Annotated in this window: 25 protein-coding genes; 17 read left to right on the forward strand and 8 right to left on the reverse strand. The window is 44.7% G+C overall.

The features are described from left to right. Nucleotides 1-79: 79 nt before the first annotated feature. Nucleotides 80-1,324, reverse strand: a complete 1,245-nt coding sequence (hmgA, locus tag ACR3I3_RS05920) for a hydroxymethylglutaryl-CoA reductase (NADPH) (protein WP_440953625.1) — start codon at nucleotides 1,322-1,324, stop codon at nucleotides 80-82. 357 nt (nucleotides 1,325-1,681) lie between these two features. Here hmgA and ACR3I3_RS05925 point away from each other — a divergent pair, with 357 nt between their 5' ends. The 4 genes from ACR3I3_RS05925 (at nucleotide 1,682) to ACR3I3_RS05940 (ending at nucleotide 5,761) form a co-directional block, all read left to right on the forward strand. Then, nucleotides 1,682-2,248, forward strand: coding sequence for a hypothetical protein (locus tag ACR3I3_RS05925; protein ID WP_440953626.1), 567 nt, complete (start codon nucleotides 1,682-1,684; stop codon nucleotides 2,246-2,248). Nucleotides 2,249-2,441: 193 nt separating this feature from the next. After that, nucleotides 2,442-3,746 (forward strand): TrpB-like pyridoxal phosphate-dependent enzyme, encoded by a 1,305-nt coding sequence (locus ACR3I3_RS05930; protein ID WP_440953627.1) that lies wholly within the window; start codon nucleotides 2,442-2,444, stop codon nucleotides 3,744-3,746. Between the two features lie 201 nt (nucleotides 3,747-3,947). Beyond that, nucleotides 3,948-5,234 carry a DUF2157 domain-containing protein gene (locus ACR3I3_RS05935; protein WP_440953628.1) on the forward strand — a complete coding sequence of 429 codons (1,287 nt, stop codon included), beginning with the start codon at nucleotides 3,948-3,950 and terminating at the stop codon, nucleotides 5,232-5,234. A 50-nt stretch (nucleotides 5,235-5,284) separates the two neighbouring features. Then, complete coding sequence (locus ACR3I3_RS05940) at nucleotides 5,285-5,761, forward strand: GDYXXLXY domain-containing protein (protein ID WP_440953629.1); 477 nt, start codon at nucleotides 5,285-5,287, stop codon at nucleotides 5,759-5,761. Between the two features lie 23 nt (nucleotides 5,762-5,784). On the opposite strand, the gene nth is transcribed toward ACR3I3_RS05940, so the two are convergent. Beyond that, on the reverse strand, nucleotides 5,785-6,396 hold the full coding sequence (gene nth, locus ACR3I3_RS05945; protein ID WP_440953758.1) for an endonuclease III: 612 nt from the start codon (nucleotides 6,394-6,396) through the stop codon (nucleotides 5,785-5,787). 116 nt (nucleotides 6,397-6,512) lie between these two features. Here nth and ACR3I3_RS05950 point away from each other — a divergent pair, with 116 nt between their 5' ends. The 9 genes from ACR3I3_RS05950 (at nucleotide 6,513) to ACR3I3_RS05990 (ending at nucleotide 15,782) form a co-directional block, all read left to right on the forward strand. Then, nucleotides 6,513-8,732 carry an ATP-dependent DNA helicase gene (locus ACR3I3_RS05950; RefSeq protein WP_440953630.1) on the forward strand — a complete coding sequence of 740 codons (2,220 nt, stop codon included), beginning with the start codon at nucleotides 6,513-6,515 and terminating at the stop codon, nucleotides 8,730-8,732. 91 nt (nucleotides 8,733-8,823) lie between these two features. After that, the gene (gene hisD / locus ACR3I3_RS05955) at nucleotides 8,824-10,104 is read left to right on the forward strand and encodes a histidinol dehydrogenase (protein ID WP_440953631.1); all 1,281 of its coding nucleotides are present in this window, start codon (nucleotides 8,824-8,826) and stop codon (nucleotides 10,102-10,104) included. A gap of 221 nt (nucleotides 10,105-10,325) precedes the next feature. Then, nucleotides 10,326-10,631, forward strand: coding sequence for an FG-GAP repeat domain-containing protein (locus tag ACR3I3_RS05960; protein WP_440953632.1), 306 nt, complete (start codon nucleotides 10,326-10,328; stop codon nucleotides 10,629-10,631). A gap of 57 nt (nucleotides 10,632-10,688) precedes the next feature. Then, the gene (locus ACR3I3_RS05965) at nucleotides 10,689-10,844 is read left to right on the forward strand and encodes a hypothetical protein (RefSeq protein WP_440953633.1); all 156 of its coding nucleotides are present in this window, start codon (nucleotides 10,689-10,691) and stop codon (nucleotides 10,842-10,844) included. 236 nt (nucleotides 10,845-11,080) lie between these two features. Beyond that, a complete protein-coding gene (locus tag ACR3I3_RS05970; RefSeq protein ID WP_440953634.1) occupies nucleotides 11,081-11,479 on the forward strand; it encodes a DUF1699 family protein in 399 nt (132 codons plus the stop codon). A gap of 195 nt (nucleotides 11,480-11,674) precedes the next feature. After that, nucleotides 11,675-12,427 (forward strand): uroporphyrinogen-III C-methyltransferase, encoded by a 753-nt coding sequence (cobA, locus tag ACR3I3_RS05975; protein WP_440953635.1) that lies wholly within the window; start codon nucleotides 11,675-11,677, stop codon nucleotides 12,425-12,427. Nucleotides 12,428-12,507: 80 nt separating this feature from the next. Further along, nucleotides 12,508-13,311 carry a uroporphyrinogen-III synthase gene (locus ACR3I3_RS05980; RefSeq protein ID WP_440953636.1) on the forward strand — a complete coding sequence of 268 codons (804 nt, stop codon included), beginning with the start codon at nucleotides 12,508-12,510 and terminating at the stop codon, nucleotides 13,309-13,311. Between the two features lie 88 nt (nucleotides 13,312-13,399). Next, nucleotides 13,400-14,602 (forward strand): 12,18-didecarboxysiroheme deacetylase, encoded by a 1,203-nt coding sequence (gene ahbC / locus ACR3I3_RS05985; RefSeq protein WP_440953637.1) that lies wholly within the window; start codon nucleotides 13,400-13,402, stop codon nucleotides 14,600-14,602. A gap of 325 nt (nucleotides 14,603-14,927) precedes the next feature. Further along, nucleotides 14,928-15,782, forward strand: a complete 855-nt coding sequence (locus ACR3I3_RS05990; protein WP_440953638.1) for a UbiA family prenyltransferase — start codon at nucleotides 14,928-14,930, stop codon at nucleotides 15,780-15,782. Nucleotides 15,783-16,092: 310 nt separating this feature from the next. Here the strand turns inward: ACR3I3_RS05990 and ACR3I3_RS05995 are convergent, their stop codons facing one another. Both ACR3I3_RS05995 and ACR3I3_RS06000 read right to left on the reverse strand, forming a co-directional pair. Then, on the reverse strand, nucleotides 16,093-16,452 hold the full coding sequence (locus tag ACR3I3_RS05995) for a carboxymuconolactone decarboxylase family protein (RefSeq protein ID WP_440953639.1): 360 nt from the start codon (nucleotides 16,450-16,452) through the stop codon (nucleotides 16,093-16,095). A gap of 5 nt (nucleotides 16,453-16,457) precedes the next feature. Continuing rightward, nucleotides 16,458-16,988, reverse strand: a complete 531-nt coding sequence (locus tag ACR3I3_RS06000) for a ferritin (protein WP_440953640.1) — start codon at nucleotides 16,986-16,988, stop codon at nucleotides 16,458-16,460. 273 nt (nucleotides 16,989-17,261) lie between these two features. On the opposite strand from ACR3I3_RS06000, the gene cca reads away from it, so the two are divergent. Both cca and ACR3I3_RS06010 read left to right on the forward strand, forming a co-directional pair. After that, nucleotides 17,262-18,602 (forward strand): CCA tRNA nucleotidyltransferase, encoded by a 1,341-nt coding sequence (gene cca, locus ACR3I3_RS06005; RefSeq protein ID WP_440953641.1) that lies wholly within the window; start codon nucleotides 17,262-17,264, stop codon nucleotides 18,600-18,602. Nucleotides 18,603-18,739: 137 nt separating this feature from the next. Further along, complete coding sequence (locus ACR3I3_RS06010) at nucleotides 18,740-18,970, forward strand: ferredoxin (protein WP_440953642.1); 231 nt, start codon at nucleotides 18,740-18,742, stop codon at nucleotides 18,968-18,970. A 76-nt stretch (nucleotides 18,971-19,046) separates the two neighbouring features. Here ACR3I3_RS06010 and ACR3I3_RS06015 read toward each other — a convergent pair whose 3' ends face one another. Beyond that, a complete protein-coding gene (locus tag ACR3I3_RS06015; protein WP_440953643.1) occupies nucleotides 19,047-19,805 on the reverse strand; it encodes a winged helix-turn-helix domain-containing protein in 759 nt (252 codons plus the stop codon). Between the two features lie 191 nt (nucleotides 19,806-19,996). Here ACR3I3_RS06015 and ACR3I3_RS06020 point away from each other — a divergent pair, with 191 nt between their 5' ends. Beyond that, nucleotides 19,997-20,236: an MTH865 family protein gene (locus tag ACR3I3_RS06020; protein WP_440953644.1), complete on the forward strand. Its 240-nt coding sequence runs from the start codon at nucleotides 19,997-19,999 to the stop codon at nucleotides 20,234-20,236. 390 nt (nucleotides 20,237-20,626) lie between these two features. Then, nucleotides 20,627-21,019, forward strand: coding sequence for a hypothetical protein (locus tag ACR3I3_RS06025; protein WP_440953645.1), 393 nt, complete (start codon nucleotides 20,627-20,629; stop codon nucleotides 21,017-21,019). 103 nt (nucleotides 21,020-21,122) lie between these two features. Here the strand turns inward: ACR3I3_RS06025 and ACR3I3_RS06030 are convergent, their stop codons facing one another. From ACR3I3_RS06030 to ACR3I3_RS06040, 3 genes are all read right to left on the reverse strand, one after another. After that, on the reverse strand, nucleotides 21,123-21,275 hold the full coding sequence (locus ACR3I3_RS06030) for a hypothetical protein (protein WP_440953646.1): 153 nt from the start codon (nucleotides 21,273-21,275) through the stop codon (nucleotides 21,123-21,125). Nucleotides 21,276-21,553: 278 nt separating this feature from the next. Next, the gene (locus ACR3I3_RS06035) at nucleotides 21,554-21,805 is read right to left on the reverse strand and encodes a hypothetical protein (RefSeq protein WP_440953647.1); all 252 of its coding nucleotides are present in this window, start codon (nucleotides 21,803-21,805) and stop codon (nucleotides 21,554-21,556) included. Nucleotides 21,806-22,062: 257 nt separating this feature from the next. Next, on the reverse strand, nucleotides 22,063-22,902 hold the full coding sequence (locus tag ACR3I3_RS06040; protein WP_440953759.1) for a DNA-3-methyladenine glycosylase family protein: 840 nt from the start codon (nucleotides 22,900-22,902) through the stop codon (nucleotides 22,063-22,065). Nucleotides 22,903-22,919 lie beyond the last annotated feature (17 nt).

Genomic DNA, 22,919 nt, shown 5'->3' on the forward strand with positions numbered 1-22,919 from the left:
AGTTAAATGTAACTTTGGGTTTAATATTTTAATTAAGACCGATCCCAAAGTAACACTTACGATCAAAACTAAAAATGGATTATCTGCCAAGCTCGGCATGAGCCCTTGCCAGATGACCTGCAGCCTGTGCCCCTATCAGTGAGATCTCTCCTGCAAGGACTGCCGCTGCCACTATTTCTGCCAGTTTCTTTGAGTTCTCGCCGGGCACCTCGCCGGCTCCCGCAACACCCAAGAGGTTCAGGCAATCTCTCTGGGTGCCGATGCTTGTTCCTCCTCCCACTGTGCCGACCTGCACGGATGGCATTGTGACCGCACAATAGAGGTCACCATATTCGTTGACTTCCATGGTGGTAATTGCTGTACTTCCTTCAACAACATGGGCTGCATCCTGTCCGCATGCAAGGTACAACGCTGCCACGATGTTGGCTGCATGTGCATTGTATCCGAGGGCTCCTGCCCTTGCTGAGCCGAGGAGGTTCTTCCTGTAGTTGACCTCTTCCATCATCTCCGGAGTGGTCTTCAGTTTCTTTTCGATAATTTCCTTCGGGATGGTCACGTCAGCTGCCACGGTCTTACCCCTGCCCAGGATGTTATTGATGGCGGCAGGTTTCTTGTCTGTGCACATGTTCCCGGAGAGTGATACCGGATAAGCTCCGAACTCATCGGAGATAAGATTCAGTATTGCATCGGTGGCAATGGTCACCATGTTCATTCCCATTGCATCCTTTGTGTCATAGGCAAATCTTAAGAAAACAGTGTTTCCAGTGACGTATGGTTCAACGCTGATAAGTTCCCCGAAGCGTGTGGTCTCACCTGCCTTTTCCTTCATCTCTTCGAAGGTCTCAGACTTCCTGATCCAGTCAACGAACTTTCTTGCATGGGCAACATTGTCCATCTTGAAAACAGGTGCACGTGTCATCTGGTCCTGGAATATTCTGACGTTTGCTCCACCGGATGCAGTGATGGCAGAACATCCGCGATTGGTACTTGCAACAAGAGCTCCTTCGGTGGTTGCAAGGGGTAGCATGAACTCATCATTGGCATACTCGCCGTTTATTTTGATGCCGCCTGCGACACCAAGGGGTATCTGTATAGCACCGATCATGTTCTCGATGTTGCGCTTTGTAGCGGATTCGGCATCAATGGTGTAATTATGTATATGCTCGAACTCTACACCTTCCAGCTTCTCGATCGCACATTTCCTCAACCTTATTGCAGTGTCTTTGTCAGTGTATGCATCGATCTTCCTTAGAGGGATCTCTCCTGATACAAGCTTCTCAAGCAATTCCTCTTCGCTGAATGTAGGTTCGGTATTTGATGCCATATTATTCCCCTGTTCTATATTGCTGGATTATTTGTCATAGGCTTTGATGTTATTTATATTTTGATATGCATTAAAACGGCAGTGTGCTGCTCCTTTTTTGTGTATGTCTCTTTCTTGCATACTGAAAAAGTCTGCCCGAATCATCATTATGATGATTAGTGTAGTCTCCACTGGAGATAATATTAAATAGCAGGTTGCCAATATTTTAATGGTAAGCCGTATCACCGATATGGCTGCAAGAGAGGGATGAAACTGGCCGTTGTACGATGGTCAGGTTTGTATCATTCAAGTTAGATGCACTTGTCTATCATGCCTTTGTAGCAGGTTTCGGGCAAGTGGTTACATAGGTGGTATTGAATGATTAATTCGAACAGTCTTACAGGACATCATGTTGCCAGATTGAATTCCAGTTCGAAAGAGGAGTTCAACAAATGGCGCAAAGAATGGCTTGTTGAAAATGCAAGATCCAGGCAATTAGAGGTGTATAAAGAAATGACCGATTGTAGTCCAAACAATGGGTTCTGGGCTTGGTACCTTGAAAAGCATAATGATCTGACATGCAGATACAATAATCTTTATTCTGACATAACTGCAAGGGACTGCAGGGAGATGGAATTTAGCAAATCCGATAACAATGGTTTTGTAATCTCTCCCGGGAGTGGTGACCTTGACAGGATCAGGCAGGAATTCCTCAAGAATGACAAAGAGGCTATTGACCGTATCACTACAAGCCTGAGCAAGATCGGGCTTTCTAAAGAGGCAGATGCGCTTGCTTCATCGGAGCCGATGGAAAAGAGAACGATCTCAACTCTTGACAGGTTCTTTGACTCTTTGCATGAAAAGGAATTCAATGATTTTCAGATAATTGATTTCTATCTGTCACTTTCTCCGGAAGAGCGTGTTTCACTGGGTTGCAAACCATAATATCACAATAATTTTTGGAGATCAGATTGTACGATTCCATTTAGTTACATCTGTATATTTTTCTCGATTTTTTTACCCGGATAACGTATTATCTCTCGAAAATATATGAACAATGTAGGACACAACAAATTTATAATATAGTTTTGTCTTCATCATAGTACTTATTTGTTCATTTTATACGTGAGGAATATCTATGGAACAGACTAAGATCCTACTTGATGAAAACGAGATGCCAAAAAAATGGTACAATATCCTTCCGGATATGCCCACTCCACTGGCTCCTCCACTAAACCCTGAAACAAAAGAGCCATTGAACCCAGAGGACCTTGCACCTCTTTTTCCTATGGAGCTCATCAAACAGGAAATGAGCACTGAGAGATACATTGATATTCCTGAGGAAGTCCTTGAGATCTACAAGCTCTGGAGACCTGCTCCTCTGTTCCGTGCACACAGGCTTGAGAAACTTCTTGACACCCCTGCAAAGATCTACTACAAATATGAAGGAGTCAGTCCTGCAGGCAGTCATAAGCCAAACACTTCTGTTGCACAGGTCTACTATAATATGAAGGAAGGCACTGAGAGAATAACCACTGAGACCGGAGCCGGTCAGTGGGGAAGTGCACTTTCACTTAGCTGTAATTATTTTGACGTTGAATGTAAGGTATACATGGTCCGCTCCAGCTTCGAGCAGAAACCATACAGGAAGTCCCTGATCAATCTCTGGGGAGCAAAGGTAGTTCCTTCCCCAAGTCCTGATACTGAGTTTGGAAGGCAGATCCTTGAGAAATATCCGGAAACCTCGGGAAGCCTTGGTATCGCTATCGGAGAAGCTGTAGAGGATGCCGTAAAGAATGATAACACCAAATATGCACTTGGCAGTGTGCTCAACCACGTCCTGCTTCACCAGACCGTGATCGGTATTGAGGCACAGAAGCAGCTTGACAAGGTAGAGGAATATCCTGACGTTGTCATCGGATGTTGTGGTGGCGGAAGTAACCTTGGAGGTATTGCACTTCCATACATGAAGGACAAGATCGAAGGCACTCATGATCCACGTATCATCGCTGTGGAACCATCCGCATGTCCTACACTCAATGACGGTAAGTTCGAGTACGACTACGGTGACATGGCAAAGCTCACACCGCTCATTAAGATGTACTCACTTGGCTATGATTTCATTCCACCTGCCATTCATGCAGGCGGCCTGAGATATCATGGATGCTCTCCTATCATCAGCCAGCTTGTTGCTGACGGGCTTATGGATGCAACAACATATCATCAGGTAGAGGTATTCGAAGCAGGTGTCATGTTCGCTCGCAGTGAAGGTATTCCACCTGCACCGGAGTCCACACACGCAATTAAATGCGCCATCGATGAAGCACTCAAGTGCAAGCAGACCGGCGAAGAGAAGACCATTCTGTTCTGTCTCAGTGGTCACGGTCACTTCGATATGTTCTCATACGACAGATACTTCAGTGGCGAGCTTAGCAACGACTGATACAGGAAAACGGCTTTATAGGCGTTTTCCTTTACTTTCTTTTTTAGTTCAGCTTCATTCTAATTTCTCAGACCTTGCTTTCTTCATCCTGTTTTTCACTTACATGTTGGTGTTTTCATAATGGTCTCGCTTCGATGACCTTCATCCATCCAACATCATTTCAAAAATATTAAATACATCTAAATTTTTAATAGTAGTATTATGGGGGAAGACGAACATAAGGTCTGGCTTCGGGGAGAGGTTGAAGTCTGGAACAAGGAAGGCATCGTTGACGCTGATCAGGCAAAAACGATCCTGTCAAGATACGGGCTTGATGAAGTAACTTCAGGACTTGAAAAGGTCAACAGGAAAAAAGATACCTCACAGCTCATCACAGCACTTTCAATATTGGGCGCTCTTCTGATCGGTATCGGGGCAATTCTATTTGTTGCATCGAACTGGCAAAAGATCCCGACCATCGCAAAGATGGTTCTTCTACTTGGTACGACCTACACAACTTACTTCGCTGGCTGGGAATTTAAATTCAACAGGAGGACACACCCTAAAATGGGTGATGCATTGCTTTTCCTTGCTTCATTGTTCGTTGGTGCAACAATATTCCTCACCGCACAGATATTCCACGTTAATTCAAATTCTCATTGGCTTTTGCTGGTGTGGTTCCTGGCAATACTTCCCTTTGGTTATGCATTTAATTCCCGGATCATTCTATCGTTGAACATATTCACATTTGCTCTCTGGATCGCGTTCTATATCTCGCAGGCCAGATATCTGTCGATGAGCAGCTTTGAGATCTTTATGTTGTACCTTTTAGTAGGTATCAATCTCTATGGTATTGGACAATTACATCTGAGATCTGAAAAATTTGCTCATTTCAGGCTTGTGCATCAGGTTTTTGGATTGTTCTTCATTCTTATCTCATACTTCTACTTCAGTTTGGAAACACCATATCGTGAGATCCTGGCAGGGCTTACCCCTATAACCTGGCAGGTCCAGTTGATCTTCCTGTTTTTCATTGTAACATCGATAATTTTTCTAATATCTAATTTTTCAATGTACAGAAAGATCGGGAACGCAAAATATGAGTTCATCGTACTTTCGATAGCATTTTCAGGCTGGGTGGGTACATGGTTGCTAACCTTTCTCATAGACTCATTTACAACATCGGTCACTGAATATGGTTATACCTTCACACGACTTGACCCGCAGGTAGCTACTATATTGTTCATATTTTTCAATCTTGTATTCTTCATACTATCAATTGGCAGCATCCTCATGGGATACTATGGGGCCATAGTTCCTTTTGTCGATCTTGGAATGTCCTTTTTTGTGTTAGGTGTGCTGCACCTCTATTTTACAACACTTTACGAGCTATTGCCAAGGTCCCTTGCTTTCATTGCCGGAGGTCTGATCCTGATCTCACTTGGCTGGTATCTGGAAAATAAGAGGCGTTCGATCATAAACGAGATAAAAGAAGGTGTTGTTGCATGAACTCGAAGAGATTTCTTATGCTTATGATCTATTCTTTGATCGTCATTACATTGATATTCCTTCCAAAGATAATTGCATTGAGCTTTGGCGAGGATATTTTACTAAAAACCGAACCTGTGGATCCAAGGGATGTGTTCCGGGGAGATTATGTTAACCTGAACTATGAAATTTCAACAATAGACCTTGATAATATTCCTTATGATCGCGAATTTTTGTATGGTGAATCAGTATATGCCACGCTTTCTGAAAAAGAAGAATACTGGACAATAGATTCGATAAGCCATACAAAACCTGGTGTCAGTGATAAGTGGGTATGTATGAAAGGTGTGGTAACGGGTAATTACGAAGATACGCTTTATGTTAGATGGGGGATTGAAAGCTACTTTGTACCTGAAGGGGAAGGTATTCCTATACAGATGCAGATGGAAAATATATCTGTGATCGTTTCGATCGGCCCGGGTTGTTCTCCTGTTATAAAACAACTTTTAATAGACGATGAACCTGTTATATTTGATCGATCAATATAATTTCCGATCCTGGTCTATGGTATTTAGATCAGCTTCGGACAGATATCGTTCATAATACACTTATCGCACTTCGGCGATACCGGCTTGCAGATGCTCTTCCCGAAAAGTACCATCAGCCCGTTGATGTCCTTCCACAGCTCCTTATCGACCACTTTCTGAAGCCCGATCTCTGTCTCTTCAGGCGTATCCGTTTCAACGAGTCCCATCCGGTTGGATATGCGATGCACATGGGTATCCACAGCAATGGCATCTTTGTCAAAAGCATAGGTCAGCACGCAGTTTGCCGTTTTCCTGCCAACTCCCGGAAGTTTCACAAGCTCGTTGATATCGTCCGGGACGACTCCGTCGTATTCATCCAGAAGCATGCGGGAGATATCTATCAGACGCTGTGACTTGACCTTATAGAATCCGACGTCCCTGATGAGTTCCTGAATTTCATCCACATCGGCACTTGCCATTTTCTCAGGTGTGTCGAGAACGGAAAAGAGTTTCTGGGCTGTGGGTATCGTCACCTCGTCGCGTGTACGCTGGGATAGTACCGTGGAGATCAGAAGATAGAACGGTTCACGGTTTATATGGAAATAACCTTCGGGATATAGTTCTTTAAGCCGGGAAATGATCTCTTCGACATGCATCAATTAATGTAGAGCACCTAATTATTTAGTCGTTTGTGGTTGATGCAATTCTGCCGGTCTTACGAAATTACTTATACGATACTGGAGCAATCGCTGTAGAGTGATGTGAAATTCCCATGCTGATAAGAGATCTTGACATTCCCGAAGATATTATCCGTTTCTATGAAGATTCGGGTATCAAGGAGTTATATCCTCCTCAGGCTGAAGCAGTCGGTAATGGTCTTCTTGAAGGAAAGAACCTTCTTGCTGCGATACCCACAGCTTCAGGAAAAACACTTCTTGCAGAGCTTGCAATGCTCAAGGCTATCCGCAATGGCGGTAAAGCGCTTTACATCGTTCCGCTTCGTGCTCTTGCTTCAGAGAAGTTCGACCGTTTCCGGGAGCTTGCACCCTTTGGCATCAGGGTCGGCATATCCACAGGAGATTTTGATTCAAGGGATGAGTGGCTGGGAGCGAACGACATCATTGTGGCAACATCGGAAAAGACCGATTCACTTCTGCGTAACGGCACCTCCTGGATGGAAGAGATCACTATTATAGTTGTGGATGAGGTCCACCTCCTGGATTCAAAGAACAGGGGGCCGACCCTTGAGGTCACGATAACCAAACTTATGAGGCTGAATCCGGATTGCCAGATCATTGCGCTTTCTGCTACTGTTGGCAATGCCCGTGAGATGGCAGACTGGCTGGATGCAGGACTTGTCCTGAGCGAGTGGAGACCCACTGATCTGCATGAAGGTGTTTTCTTTGGAGAGGCCATCAACTTCCCTGGCAAGCAAAAGAAGATAGAACGCCGGGATAAAGATAATGCCACCAATCTTGTTCTTGATACACTTCTTGAAGGTGGGCAATGTCTGGTTTTTGAGAGCAGCCGCCGGAATTGTACCGGATTTGCCAAGACTGCGTCGAACAAGGTCGCTAAAGTGCTCGGCCCGGATGTTAAAGGAAGGCTGGCAGAGATGGCAGAAGAGGTGGAATCCACCGGTGAGACCGATACGGCAAAGGTCCTTGCGAATTGCATAAGGAAAGGTGTTGCTTTCCACCATGCGGGCCTGAACTCGGCCCACAGGAAGATCGTGGAGGACGGTTTCAGGCAGAACCTTATCAAGGTGATCTCAAGTACTCCTACGCTGGCAGCAGGCCTGAACCTTCCTGCAAGGAGGGTGATCATCAGGAACTATCGCAGGTTCGATCCAAATTTCGGAATGCAGCCGATACCTGTTCTTGAATACAAGCAGATGGCAGGAAGGGCAGGGCGTCCCCATCTCGATCCTTATGGAGAATCTGTGCTGCTTGCAAAGGAATATGCGGAATTCGAGCAGTTGCTGGAGAACTATGTTGAAGCCGATGCAGAGGACATCTGGTCGAAGCTCGGTACCGAGAATGCACTGAGGACACACGTTCTCTCTACCATTGTGAACGATTTTGCATCTGACAGGGAACAGCTGATGGAATTCATGGGGTCGACATTCTTTGCTTTCCAGCAGGACACATGGAGCCTTGAAGAGGTCATCGATGATTGTATCGATTATCTTGCAGAGCACGAAATGATCGTAAAGGATGAATCCGGGGATCCGGTTCCTCTTAGCTCAACTCAACTCGGGAAACTTGTATCCATGCTATACATCGATCCGATGTCGGGGGCAAAGATCGTGGACGGACTGAAAAAGGCTGCCCATGTGACAGACCTTACACTTCTTCATCTGGTGTGCAGCACGCCTGATATGAGGCAGCTGTACATGCGCAGCAGCGAGTATGCAAGGGTAAACGATTTTGTGATGTCTCATAGTGATGATTTCATCGAGATCCCCAACCAGTTCAAGGCTATCGATTATGAGTGGTTCCTTGGTGAGGTCAAGACCGCAATGCTGCTGGACGAATGGATACGTGAGGTGCCTGCGGACGATATTACTCATCATTTCAATGTTGGGGAGGGTGACATACATGCCCTTGCGGACACCTCGGAGTGGCTGATGCATGCGACCACGAAGCTGGCAGAACTTCTCGGGATTGGGTATTCTTCTCATGCCCACGGTCTTGAGAAGAGGATACATTACGGTGCCAGCCCGGAGCTAATGCAGCTTGTCAGCATCAGGGGTGTTGGACGAGTGCGTGCACGTAAGCTCTATGAGGCCGGCTTCGTGTCGCTGACAGAACTTAAAAAGGCGGAATATTCCGTTTTATCCAAGCTGGTGGGTCCGAAGGTGGCCGCAAATATCCTTTCAAACATAGGTGTTCGCGTTAAGGAAAAAGTCGCAAAGGGCACACCTATAAATTCAAATACTCTAGATACATTACTGGACAAAGAGCAGAAAACATTCAGTGATTTCCAGTGATGTTTTTATAATTCAATATGGGCCGGACCTGCAACAAACTGAGATATGTGGTGTATTCCTGTCCTTTCTTACCTTAATATGAGATGATCACATGCTGTACAAACACCTATCCGATGTCACCGAAGAAGAGATGGATAAGCTTCTTGACCGCACAGGAGAGCTGATGGACGTAACCGATACCGTTTCAGCAATACTTCATGATGTGCAGGAAAAGGGTGACGACGGACTGCGTGAATATACCAGGAAGTTCGACAGGGCAGACATTCAGGCCATAGAGGTCACTCCCGGGGAGATAGAAGAGGCAATGGGGCTTGTTGATGCTGAGATGATAAGGCATCTTGAGGTTGCAGCAGAGAACATCAGGAACTTCCATGCAGCACAACTTCCGGAGAAAACATGGTTCATTGAACCCACTCCGGGTATCAAACTTGGCCAGATGGCAACTCCTCTTGCATCGGTGGGTGCCTATGTTCCTGGGGGCAGGGCTTCCTATCCTTCAACTGCACTCATGACCATAATCCCCGCAAAGGTTGCAGGTGTCAGGAGCGTAGTAATGTGCACACCACCTGGTCCTGACGGCAAGATCAACCCGCTTACACTTGTGGCGGGCAAGGTTGCAGGTGCGGACCACATCTATAAGATCGGCGGTGTCCAGGCCATCGCAGCAATGGCCTATGGTACTGAATCTGTATTGAAGGTTGCCAAGATCGTGGGGCCCGGGAACGTCTTTGTAACAGTTGCCAAGATGATGGTGCGCGATAAGGCAGAGATCGATTTCCCTGCCGGTCCTAGTGAGGTCCTTATCATTGCAGACGATTCTGCAGATGCCGCTATGATCGCATCCGACATCCTTGCACAGGCGGAGCACGACCCTAAGTCCGTCTCGGTCCTTGTGACAACTTCTGCTGAATTGGCGGAGCGGACGAACGCCGAGGTGAAGAAGCAGGCAGATGCTGCTGTGCGCAAGGAGATCGTGGATGCTTCCCTTAAGAATGCGGCCATCATCGTGACCGATACCATGGACGAGTGCATCGATATATCCAACGACTTCGCACCTGAGCACCTTGAGATCATGGTGAAGGATGACGATGCAGTTCTTGAGAGGATTGAGAACGCAGGTTCCATCTTTGTGGGTAACTATGCTCCGGTAGCAGCAGGTGATTATGCATCAGGTACGAACCACGTGCTTCCCACTGCCGGCTATCCGAAGTTATACTCCGGTCTTAACATTCACCACTTCCTGAAGTATTCCACCATACAGAAGATCACGAAAGAAGGTCTTGGTTCAATAGGTGATACCATCATTGCTCTTGCTGAAAAGGAAGGGCTGCAGGCACATGCTGATTCAGTGAAGCTTCGCCTTAAGGACTGATGGGTTCGGGACTGATAATAATTCTTAATAAGATGGCTGTTACTTGTAACGGCTGTATTTTTCTCTTTTTCAGGTCGTGCGTGACCTTTATTTTAATGATCTCTGAGAAGTGAGCCGGAGGTCAAGAGCTGGGGATATTTCTGCCATGGCAAGATATGGAAGTATCACTGCCGACACTGCAATTCCTATGACAGACTGGGCAAGTCCTTTCTTCATTCTGGATGAAAGTATGTCAGGAGGCTAATTTCACAGAACCTCACAACATATCCACCACTGCCGGTTCGGTAAGGTCGGTCCATGCAACTGACGTTGACGGTGGCGGGGATATGGACATCCTGTGTGCATCATTCAATGATGACAGGATCTCCTGGTACGAAAACGATGGCAATGTAACTGAGCCCACCTTCACACAACATTCGATCCCAACGTACTCACCAATTGACAACAGCTACTTCCCGATCTCTATCACGGATGTAGACGGTGACAATGATATGGATATCGTGGCCGGTATTGGTGAATACGGGTAAGTTGTCTGGTATGAGAACACGCTGCTGGAGATCAACGCAATAACCTGCCCCGTTACATTGAATTCGGGAGATTCATGGGATGTGAGCTGGACTGTGAACATAACCGGAGGGGCCAGTACCATGTATGAGGTCGATACACTTTTCTATTCAAGCTATGGCAGTTCCGTTATAGCCAACATTGATACGGCAGACTCGATCGTTCTTATCGGATGACCAGATCGGGATCCTCCACTTTTTAGGGCAATGGCATTGCTCGTACAGTACTGTGGAATGTAGTCCGAATCGTGAAATTGTATGGTATTGTATAAAAAAGCCCTCTGTGGGGCAGCTTGTGTGTTTCCTATCAATCTTTTTAAAGAAATCTTCTATCGTTAATTATTTATTAGGTCGGATCTCTATAATTTATTTGGTAAGTTCTTTTAGCTTTTTGAATTTAATGGGGTACTTCTATGAAAATAAGAGTAGTGAGCAACAGAGACGAAATTCAAAACCTTGAAGCTGATGAGAGGGTCATACATCTGGCATTCAGACCATCCAACGAGGATATTTTTTCACTTGTAAAGCGATGCAAGGATGTTGAGGTTATCCAGATCCCTACATCATACCGCCGTACAGTTTCCAAGTCCATTGAAATGTTCCTTGAGATGCAGAAGATAAGACTTATAGAAGGTGATGTATGGGGACACCGGAAGGACATCAACGAGTACTACAGCGTCTCACCTGCGGTCATTGAGAGGATCAGGGAAATGAAGTCCGAAGGTATTTCCGATGATGAGGTCGCTGGAAGACTTTCACGCGAAAGCAAGCTGAACAAGGAAATGATCCTGTACATCATTGAAATGGGCTGATCATTCCTGCCTTACCCTTTTTCGTAAGGTGGTCTTTTATTCCCTTTTATGGTCCATTTACCTCTTTTTTATTTACGGGGTTCCGGGTACTTTTGTTCTGAATGTTTTTTGTCACATAATGAATTATAATATCAATCTATTTATTGTATCAGGTTCTTACCATCAGAAAAATAGAAATTGAGGATATCTGGTAATATGGCTCAAAAATACGGAAAAGTATATCTTGTAGGTTCCGGTCCCGGTGATCCTGAACTTATGACCCTGAAGGCACGCAGACTTCTGGACACAGCTGACGTAATTGTGTATGATCAGCTTCCCGGAAAGCAGATCCTTGATTCCATGCCTGAAGAAGCTGAAAAGATAGATGCAGGCAAGCATGCAGGTGACCACACACTAACCCAGAGCGAGATCAACGATGTGATCGTTGAGAAGGCAAAGGAAGGCAAGATGGTGGTTCGTCTTAAGGGCGGTGACCCATACATGTTCGGTCGTGGTGGCGAGGAGGCCGAGGAACTTGTCGAGGCAGGTATCGAGTTCGAAGTGGTACCAGGTATAACATCCGCACTTGCAGCTACAGCCTATGCAGGTATCCCGGTAACCCACAGGGACCATGCTTCAATGGTGACCTTCATCACAGGACATGAGGACCCAACCAAGGAAGAGACAGCTCTTGACTGGAAGACCCTTGCAGCATTTGGTGGTACAATAGTTATCTTCATGGGTGTCAAGATGCTTGAGCGCAACATGAACGAGCTCATGAAATATGGAAAGGACCCTGCGACACCTGTTGCTATGGTCGAGAGGGGAACACGTCCTGACCAGCGCGTGACCATCGGTACTGTAGGTACTATCGCACAGATCTCAAAGGAACAGAACGTGAAGGCACCGGCTCTGACCGTGATCGGTGATGTCGTCAAGCTCCACGAGATACTCGGTTCCATGATCTGAAGGTTTGGATCTCCATTACCGGAAATTGAAAATTGATATTTGATATTCGATATTTGACATAGTAGTTAAGAGATGTTCATATGGATGCAACTGACCGTAAGCCTGTAATTGCGATCATGAGACCTCAGGGGTACGTTGCAGGTTCAAAGAAACTTGCTGAATCCTTCGGTTTTGAGGTAGTGGCCGTTCCCATGATCGAGCTTGAGACCATGAAAGACGAGTACTTCGACACTTTCACAGAGAACGTATTCTCCCGCAGGTCCGATTATGTGATATTTACAAGTGCCAATGGTATTGATTTTACCATGGAAAAGATTCCGGAAGACAAGCGTGATGAATTCATCGAAGCTCTCAACGAGACCAGGGTCATTGCTATTGGTCCGACCACCCGCAAGCAACTGGAAAAGCTCGGTATCGAGGTAATGGGAATGCCGGGTGTCTACAGCTCTGAGGGAATGGTTGAATTCCTCTGTCCTGAGGTAAAGGGCAAGAACATCGACACTGCAAGAAGCGCTTACGGCTCAACACTGCTGATCACCGGCCTCAGGGACTGCGGTGCGAACGTGCTCGAGACAAAGGTCTACACCCTTACCATGCCAAAGGGGCCATTGCAGGAGGAGCTTATTACCAGGAGCCTCAACAGGGAGATCGATGTCTTTGCATTCACAAGCTCCATGATGGTGCGTAGTTTCTTCGACCAGGCAGAGTCCATGGGAGCAGGAGAGCAGATCAGGGAGGTTCTTGCGGATTCCCTTGTGGCTGCTATCGGCATTCCGACCGCCAATACGTTGAAGGAACACGGTGTCGAAGTGAACGTCACACCCGATGAATACACTTTCAAGGAAATTCTCAGGGTCGCTAAGGAAGCACTTGAGAACAACTGAATGAAAAACGAAATATGATATTTAATATGAAAAACGGAAAACAGAATACAGAAGTCGACTCATTTGTCAATGTTGCAGGAGGATCACAATGATAGGAATCTCAAAACTCTATTGCGGGACCGTTGAACCATCAGACGCCCTTCGTTACGGGCGGGATTCAAAACGGCTTCCATCACACCTGCTGCAATTCGCAAAGGACAAAAAGCCTGTTGTTGTCTGGAACATGACCAGGCGCTGCAACCTTCGCTGTGTTCACTGCTATGCACACGCAAAGGACATCGAGTTCAAGGACGAACTTACCACCGAGCAGGGCAAGGAACTGATCGATGATCTTGCAGAGTTCGGTTCTCCTGTGATCCTTTTCTCAGGCGGGGAACCTCTGATGCGCAAGGACCTTCCTGAACTGGCAGAATATGCTATCTCAAAGGGAATGCGTGCTGTGATCTCCACCAACGGAACTCTCATCGACGAGGAGATGGCAAAGACCCTCAGGAAGATAGGCCTTTCCTATGTGGGAATCTCCATCGACGGTGTGCGTGAGACGAACGATAAGTTCCGTGGCATGAAAGGCTGTTTCGATGCTGCGATGCAGGGCCTTCGCAACTGCCAGAAAGAGGGCATCAAGGTCGGACTGCGTTTTACCATCAACAAACAGAACGTTGCAGACATTCCTGCGATATTCGATATGCTTGAGGAAGAGAACATCCCTCGTATCTGCTTCTACCATCTGGTCTATGCTGGAAGGGGTACCAAGATCATCGATGAGGACCTCTCACTGGAGGACAGCCGCAAGACGGTTGACCTTATTATGGACCGCACAAAGCAGCTTCATGAGAAGGGACTGCCAGTTGAGGTCCTGACCGTGGACAACCACTGTGATGGTCCTTACATCTACATGAGACTGGCAAAGGAGAACCCCGAGCGTGCAGAGGATGTGTACGAGCTCCTGCAGATGAATCGTGGTAATTCCACAGGTATCGGTTTTGGCTGTGTATCATGGGACGGCTCAGTACACCCTGACCAGTTCTGGAGGCACTACACTTTCGGCAACGTTAAGGAAAGGAAGTTCAGTGAGATCTGGACCGACCTTGACGATGAGCTTATGGCAGGTCTTAAGGACAGGAAACCCCTCATCAAGGCAAATGCCGACAGGTGTGCAAAATGCAAATGGTTCGATGTCTGCAACGGCAATTTCCGTGTACGGGCCGAGGCTGTGTACGGCAATGTCTGGGCAGATGACCCTGCATGCTACCTTACAAAGGAAGAGATCGGTTATTACGACGAAGAGTGAATGATTCGCTCTTCGGTTCTTGTTTTTATTTTCTATTATTCTAATTATTTTTTAAAATCTTATTTCGCCTCTGTGGAATTCTTACTTCCTTTAAAATCTACTAATCTTTACATCCTTGGCAAGGTTGTACTTATTATTAAAATGAGAATTTTTGCAGGTTCTATGGATAGCAGGTTATAGTAGCATGTTACTTTTATATTAAGTATTTTTAAAAGAATAATACAAACAAAATTTCAGGGCATTGAAACGAATTGTTTTAACACTTTGAATATATTTGTTTTTATGATGAACAAAAAATGTACATTATTATGAAAAAGGCATCATTATGAATAAAACCCAGGGGCTTATAAGTTTATTAAGATTTGAACTTCCATTCTCTGCTGGAGTATGCGTTGTTATGGGACAAATTTTGGCCTTGGGAATGTTTGCATCCGTCCCCGAAACTATATTAGGTTTTTTTTCAGTATTTTTTATTTCAGCTTCGATATTAGTATTAAATGATTATTTTGATGTTGAGACTGATAAAATCAATACTCCCGATCGGCCAATCCCTTCGAACATTGTCACTCCATCAGAAGCTTTATTGCTATCAATAGGTCTGATGTTCTTTGGTTTTATCCTTAGCTATTTGATCAGTCCTATAGCTTTATTATTCACAATTATCTTATCAATAATTGGATTTCTTTATAACAAAGAATATAAACAGAGTGGCTTACCTGGAAATCTGATGGTTAGCTTTTCTGTTGGAATGACATTTATCTATGGTGGCGTATCTGTAGGCTTATTTTTTAATAATATTGTCTGGTTTTTTGGTATAATTGCCGCATTAATAGATTTTGGAGAAGAGATTGCTGCTGATTCTATGGATGTGGAAGGAGATCTTCTAATCAATTCAAATTCCCTGGCAATAAAATATGGAAAACAAGTTGCTCTCCAGTTAAGCAGTTACATTTTCTTTTTTGTTATTCTGCTGACATCCATTCCTTTTATACTAAATTGGTTGCCTGCCGTTTATTTGGTTCCAATTGCTATAATGGATATTTCGATTGCTTATTCATCTTTGAGATTATTGAAATCCAGTAATAATGAGGATGAAGGAAGGAAATATATCCGCTGGATTTATTTAGGTTCAACATTGGGTCTGTTGGTTTTTATATTAATGAGACTTCTCTATGTATGAATATGAAGATATCAAAATCCAACCATCTATATGGAAACTCTACCTCTCTAGAAAAATGCCATAATCAATATCCTCTTTGTCTAGTAGATGCTAATCAGACGACTGAATATCCTTCTTTCTGATAATGTAAGAAATCAGATATTTTCTTGAGATTTTCATAACGTTCTTTGTAGTTTCGGTGGATAACATTTACAGCAAAAAAAGTCGTAGATTTTCAAAAAATGCAATTCTTCATTTATTGAAGCTTATGCAACATTAAGTCACAAAGATTTTGCGACCACAAAAAAGAAGTTAAGACCCGGCTCAGGTCTTAGTATCCAAGTTTATCCATTTCCGGCAGCACATCGGTACTGATATCAGTAAAGTTCTGGATGCCTCCAGCCCATGATGCCATCATCATTGCGTCATATAACTCTGCCCTTGTGGCACCGTGCTTCTTGAGCTTCACAAGGATCTTCTTGGCGCTGTTGGTGTTGTTCCTGGAGCAGGCGATGGCGAAAACGATGAGGTGCTTGTTCTTCATTGAAAGTCCGTCTTCCCTGTCCTTCCAGATGGCCTTGTAGAATCCTGCAAGTCCCTGTCCGAAGTCATCGTCCATTTCCTTTGCCATCCTGATGGCTTTTGGCATGGAGCCTTTGACCTGCTTTACTTCTTCTGTATTTCCTGTCATGAATATTACCTGACCTGTGTCCAGTCAGTTACTGTTGCTGGTGGAGTGAATACTCTTACTGCGAGTTCCTTGTCGATCATGAAAAGGCCGTTACCTTCCTCGCCTGCGAGCTTGAGCTTGTCGATGATCTCATTGTCATTGCCTTCTTCCTCGATCTGCTCGGTGATGTACCACTGGAGGAAGATGTGGGTTGCATGGTCATGCTCTTCGATGGCAAGGTCCACAAGATCGTTGATGGACTTTGTGATGAACTGCTCATGTTCAAGGGTTGCATAGAACATGTCAAGTGCAGTACCGAACTCTTTTGGTGGTTCCTCGATCGCCATAAGCTTGACAGGTGCACCCTGGTCCACAAGATAGTTGTAGAGCTTCATGGCGTGCACCATCTCTTCCTGGTACTGGACCATGAACCAGTTCGCAAATCCGTTAAGACCGATGTTGGAACTGTAAGCTGACATTGCCATGTAGAGATATGCGGAATACATTTCCTTGTTGATCTGTGAGTTAAGCGCATCTGTCATCTTTTCACTTATCATTTAGATACTCCTCCGTAGTGATTTGTTATTTTTCCATTCCGGAACATGCTCCCCGATGTTTCCCTTTTCCCTCGAGCTTCCGAATGGTATCTTTGCTTTGAAAGTACATTGAAATATAGTTTATATCTGTATAAATGGTTATCTGTTTTGACAAATCCAATAATTGAATAGGCATCTGAAAGACGATTGGACCCGACCTTCGCACCGTTCATCTCAAATGGTTTATACTTTTGAGGAGTAGTACGTACAAGGACAATCATCGAGAGAGTGAACATGGAAGATATCAAAAAGAGAATCCTGGATAAGATCAAGCCATCAGATGAAGAAAGGGAGTACCTTACAAAGGTTGCCGATGAACTGATGTACAAGATCGATTGCATCACCTTCAAGGTCGGCCTGACCGGTGTAAAGACACAGCTCGTAGGCTCGGCCGCCAGAGGCACATGGATATCCGGAACCCATGACCTTGATATATTCATCATGTTCCCAGATGATACAAGCCGTGAGGACCTTGAAAGCTACGGTCTCTCAGTTGGCCGCCAGATAGCAAAAGAGGCAGAAGAGTGGGACGAGCACTATGCCGAGCATCCTTATGTCAAGATGAAGTACGCTGGTTTCGATGTCGATCTTGTACCATGCTACAATGTAGCCAGTGCATCCTGCATCCTTTCCGCAGTGGACAGGACACCTTTCCACAACGAGTTCATAAAAGCAAATCTCAGTGGTCGCGAGGACGATGTGCTGTTGCTCAAGCAGTTCATGAAAGGCACCGGTGTCTATGGCTCCGAGCTTAAGACCGAAGGATTCTCAGGTTATCTCACAGAGCTTCTGGTGATCAGTTACGGTTCATTCGAAAAAGTGCTGGAGGCTGCATCGCAGTGGCGTCCGGGTGTACTTCTGGACCTCATGGAGCATGGTGCCCAGAAGTTCGAGGATCCGCTTGTTGTGATCGACCCCACAGACCCCAGAAGGAATGTGGCTGCAGCACTCTCGCTGGACAAGTTCTGCATTTTCATCGATGCTTCCAGGAACTTCCTTGAGGATCCCGATGAAAGCATGTTCTTCGCTTCCCAGGAACCTCCCATGTCCGATGGTGAGCTGCTGGACAGGATGGACCTCCGTGGTACATCACTATTAGCGATCGTTTTCAAGACACCGGACGTTGTGGATGACATATTCTACCCCCAGTTCGCCAAGATGGAGCACTCCATCGTACCACTGCTTGAGAAGAACGAGTTCATCGTCCTCAAGGCAGGCAAATGGAGCGGCGAGGATTCCATCGTGTTCCTTGAGCTGATATCAAAGACGCTGCCTGATGTAAAAAGGCACAGGGGACCACCTGTATGGGTGAGGTCTCATGCCGAGGCGTTCAGGTCTAAATATGTGGACAACCCGGATGCTTACTCGCTGACCATTAAGGACGGCTTCTATGTTGCTGAGATCCCTCGCAAATATACAGATGCTGTCGAACTTCTGGAATCCGAGGTTGCAGGATGTTCCCTTGGAAAGCACATCTCCAGGAGTGTAAAAGAAGGTTTCACCGTTCTTGAGGGTGAGCAGATCCTTGATCTCAAGGATGAGGGATTGCGAAGTTTCCTCAACGGTTGGCTCTGAGAGTCATCTGACAGATCTCGTTCATTTTGGATCTTCAGCCGGCAAGCGAGTGCTATAAATTTCTGAAGATCAATAAGTATATACAAAGCTTTCAAAAATTGGAAGCTATCATAAATACTTATTCGGGGGGCCTATTCATGGCAGATGTAAATAACAAAGTAGCTGAAAATGTGGAAGGACCTTTTTACGTAGATGATCAGTGTATCGCCTGTCAGAGATGTATCGATGAAGCTCCTGAAAATTTCAAGATGAACGAAAACGTCTCACATTCTTACGTATATAAACAGCCGGAGAATGATACTGAAAAGAAGCATTGCGAATATGCCATGGACTCATGCCCTGCAGAAGCGATTGGAAATGACGGATAAGCATATAACTTATCCTTAAAGCACCTTATTTTTTATTTCACTGATATAACTTATAATCGTTTTTCATATTGGCATTTCATGATATCATCTCTTCAGGGGCAAGAGCAGAATACATCTCACTGATGCTTTGCATCACCTTGAAGCCTTTGCTTGTGATCATATAATCGCCCCTCTCATGTTGCTGGATTATCATTCCGCTGTCAGATAGCTTCTGCAGGTGGAACAAAAGGTTTCCTCCACGAAGACCTGTAAGTTTGGAAAGGAAAGAAAAACTCATTGATTGGGAAGAAACTGCTTTTAATATTTCAAACCTCTTGGGATGGCAAAGGGGGTCGAGCACGTCATCAATTACGGATTGTGAAGGGATCTGTGATATATCCTGCTTCTTATCTTTCTTTGTCTCATATATCCTCATTGATTGCATGAGGCTGATCTGCTTTTCAAAAAGGTCGGCAGCCTCAGAGAAGCAAATGTCACATTTATCGTAGGGCATGCCTTTCCTTAAGTTTTTGATATCTATGCGTTTTTTATCAAAAATATCACTGTCAACAGAGGGCTCTTTGATAAGGGCTGCATTTTTTTGTAACATATCTGTGAAAACAGATCTACATTCATCAAGGCGTTCACATTTCCTGACCATGTTCTTTGAAAGACCTGCTTTTATATCGTTAATGAGGTGTTTTTCCAGGATATTGGAATAATCATCTCGGACAAAAGCCAGAAGTGATTCAAGATGTTCTCTATTGGAATCCTCGATAAATGTCCTCATGTCCTTGTGGATCTCATCGAGCTTTACCTTGATGTCGATTATTTCTGTTTCGCAGTTTTCATACATAATTGAGGATTACTTCACATGCTTTATAAAAGTATCCAGTATGACTTTAAGAGTCATTTGAGTTACTCGAATGCACTAAGTACATTGCAATGCCGCTTAAGTATATATGGATAACCTTTCAATTACCTATTGTGGTTCAATTCTTCCGGAAGACATGCAGCCATATAAAAATCTATAAAGGAGACTAAAATATGAGCGTAAAAGAAGAGATCCATTCCCAGATCGTTGGCGCACTTGCAAATGCATCATTCCCTATAAAGACACCTGAAGACCTCCTTGCAGCAATGCCTGCAGGTGCAGACACCACATGTAAAGCAGGAGATGTCGAAATAACAGCGGGAGAAGCAGGTGCACTTCTTACAGAAGAGGACTTCCCGATCGAAAGCGCAAAACAGATCGCTGATACTCTTGTTGAAAGGGCAGGGCTGTAATGGCCAAACCCTTTTCTACATAATATTTTAAGATGCTATAAGCTGATTGTCAATAGGAGTGGATAATTATGAAAAATCTTGTTTTATTAACAAAACTTAATAGGAATTTAAGCACCTTCGGAACGAGGGGGTGAGCCTGTGGACTTGTGAACGTTGGTTAAAGGAATGAAGCAGGAACTTCCATGTGTAAGCCTGGAGTAGTTCACTGAGCAAGGATAAGATTCGATCTTCTTCTTTTTTCAAGCTGGAAAAGCAACTAAATCTGAAACTTGTTGGAAATTCCATCCTAAATTGTTAGCGTACAAAAAATGACAGTTACCTATAACCATGAAGGATTATGCGATGGGTATGAATTTAATGAATGATAGAAACGTATGGAGAGATGGGAAAATGTCAGAAGAAAATAAACGTATTGAGGACTTGTCCGGAGAGGTTTATACTATTCAGGATGCAGTGAGAGATGGCAAATTCATGGACCTGGATGAGGTTTTAAGTCCTGATGGGAAGAGATTGGCTCCTCCGTTCTTTGGTTACGTGAGCATGGGTGTTATGGAAGCAGGAATGTTCGAGGAGGACGGAGAAACTGTGAATATGTCAAATTTCCTGGACCTGATGTGGCATTGTGCTAAGCTTGTGAGAAAACTAAGCCATGGTTTTGAGGATGCGGTTGAATCGAGCTATATGGGCGAAGTCGAGTTCCCGGATGGAATAATGAGGGTGGTGGACATGGAAATGTACGAGGATGACAATTTTACTTTGATGTTCCCACATGAAAGGTTATGAATATGAAACTGGAAAGATTGCAAAGTTTCCTCAACGGATGGCTCTGAGAGTCATCTGTAGTGAGCTCGTGGAAATGATGGGTAAGTTGAATCTCATGTTCTGTTTAGAGTTTTCCTGGTCTGCAAAGGTACTTCATATCATTTGATACTCTTCCACAGTTTTTGCAATAGAATTTTGCACCTGTGACACGTTCTTTGAATTCATCTTCCATTTCTCTGATGTCCTCTTTTTTCCATGTACACATATTTCTCGACACACATAACATCTCCTTGTATACACTTTAGAAAAATAATGAACTATGTATATCAATGCTTTATTAACATTAAAAGCTGATGTTGGTCTGATCTGTTGGGGAAGAAGATCATTGGCATGTTCTATCAGAATAGAAGATGGTTTTCTCTAAGGGTACCTTACACTGCATGAAGTAGAATGCGATGATCGATAAACCGTTTACTCTCAACGCACATGTGAGGAGGGATTGTATCAATATGATGAAAGGAACAAGAAGATTATCAAGATGAATATTTTAGAATGTTATCTATATTTCAGTAAGCGGAAAAGCCCTTTAGATGGCTTGTATACTCTATCAGGATATTTTTCGACAAGTTTCCAGATAGATCCGTTGACAGTCTTCGGATGAAAAGAGGGGTCTGATGCCGTAATCTTTGAGAGGAGTTCTGACCATTGAAGACCTTCTGGATGCTTCTCGAGCAATTCAAATGCTTTTGCTCTTATACGTTCAGTGACTTTGGATGATTTCAGACTTGGTTTTGGTGTTTCTACCATAATAAAAATCTTTATTTTTTTAGCAATAAATGTTTTGTTGAAAGCCAGTCCAAATTGAAGGTCAAATTATTGACATCTTTTATGAGGTTATTGTCAACTTTAAAATAGAGTTTCGTTCTTTACTATTAACTATGCCCTACTTGCTATGTGAGGAGTGGATTGCAACCTTTTTGTTAGTAAGGTCCATCGTATCTCAACAATTGGCGTATGTTTCGATCAAAGTGCTTAAACAACGTAGAACTGCATGCCTGCTAAACTTAAACAAGCCCCTCAAGCCGCTTCTGATAGAACAGATATTGCTGGGCATACCCACAGTATTTCCCAAAATAGTGCCTTCCCCAGTTCCCGATTTTTGTTTTAGTGACCTTGCCTTCAAAGAAGGGGTCGTTGCCATAGTAGGTTCTGACGATCTTCTCCACGTGGGTATCCACAGGGAAACCTTCCATCTTATCAAAGGCGAACAGCACGATGCAGTCAGCGACCTTCTCACCGATACCCTCCAGTGACATCAGTTCCTTCTTTGCGTCATGGTAGTCGAGGCTAAAAAGTTCATCGAGGACAATATCGCCGGTGACAACTGCGTTTGCTGCCTTGATTATCCTGGCTGTCCTGAATCCCATCCTGCATTCGCAGAGTTCATCACAGCAGGTGGAGGCGAGGTCCTCTGCTTTCGGGAAGCTGTAAAGGCCGTGTTCCAGCTCTTCCCCGAACATTGCTGAAAGCATGGCTATGTTCTTCTTTATCCTGGGGATGTTAGAGGCGGTGGCAAGCATATAGGAGATAAGACATTCCCAGGGGTCCTGGCGTATAAGTCGCAGTCCGTGATATTTGTTGATCGCTATATCCATGTGCTCGTCCTTGTTGATCTGCTCGAATATCGCGGGCAGGTCGTCATCGAGCCTGAAATAATGATAGAAGAGATCCTCATCAAGTGATGAATCGACCAGAAGTTCACCTGTCTTTGGGTCCTGGCTTATGCGGGCAACGGCGCCGTTGACCACGCCTGTCCACCAGTCACCGTTCTTGTCCCAGCGGAACACCTGACCGCAGTCAAGCGTATAGTCCAGGTTGAAGTCCTTTGTGCTGATGGTGTACATCTCTGGTCTTGAAAACA

This window comes from Methanococcoides mangrovi, assembly GCF_052057775.1.
Lineage (GTDB): Archaea > Halobacteriota > Methanosarcinia > Methanosarcinales > Methanosarcinaceae > Methanococcoides.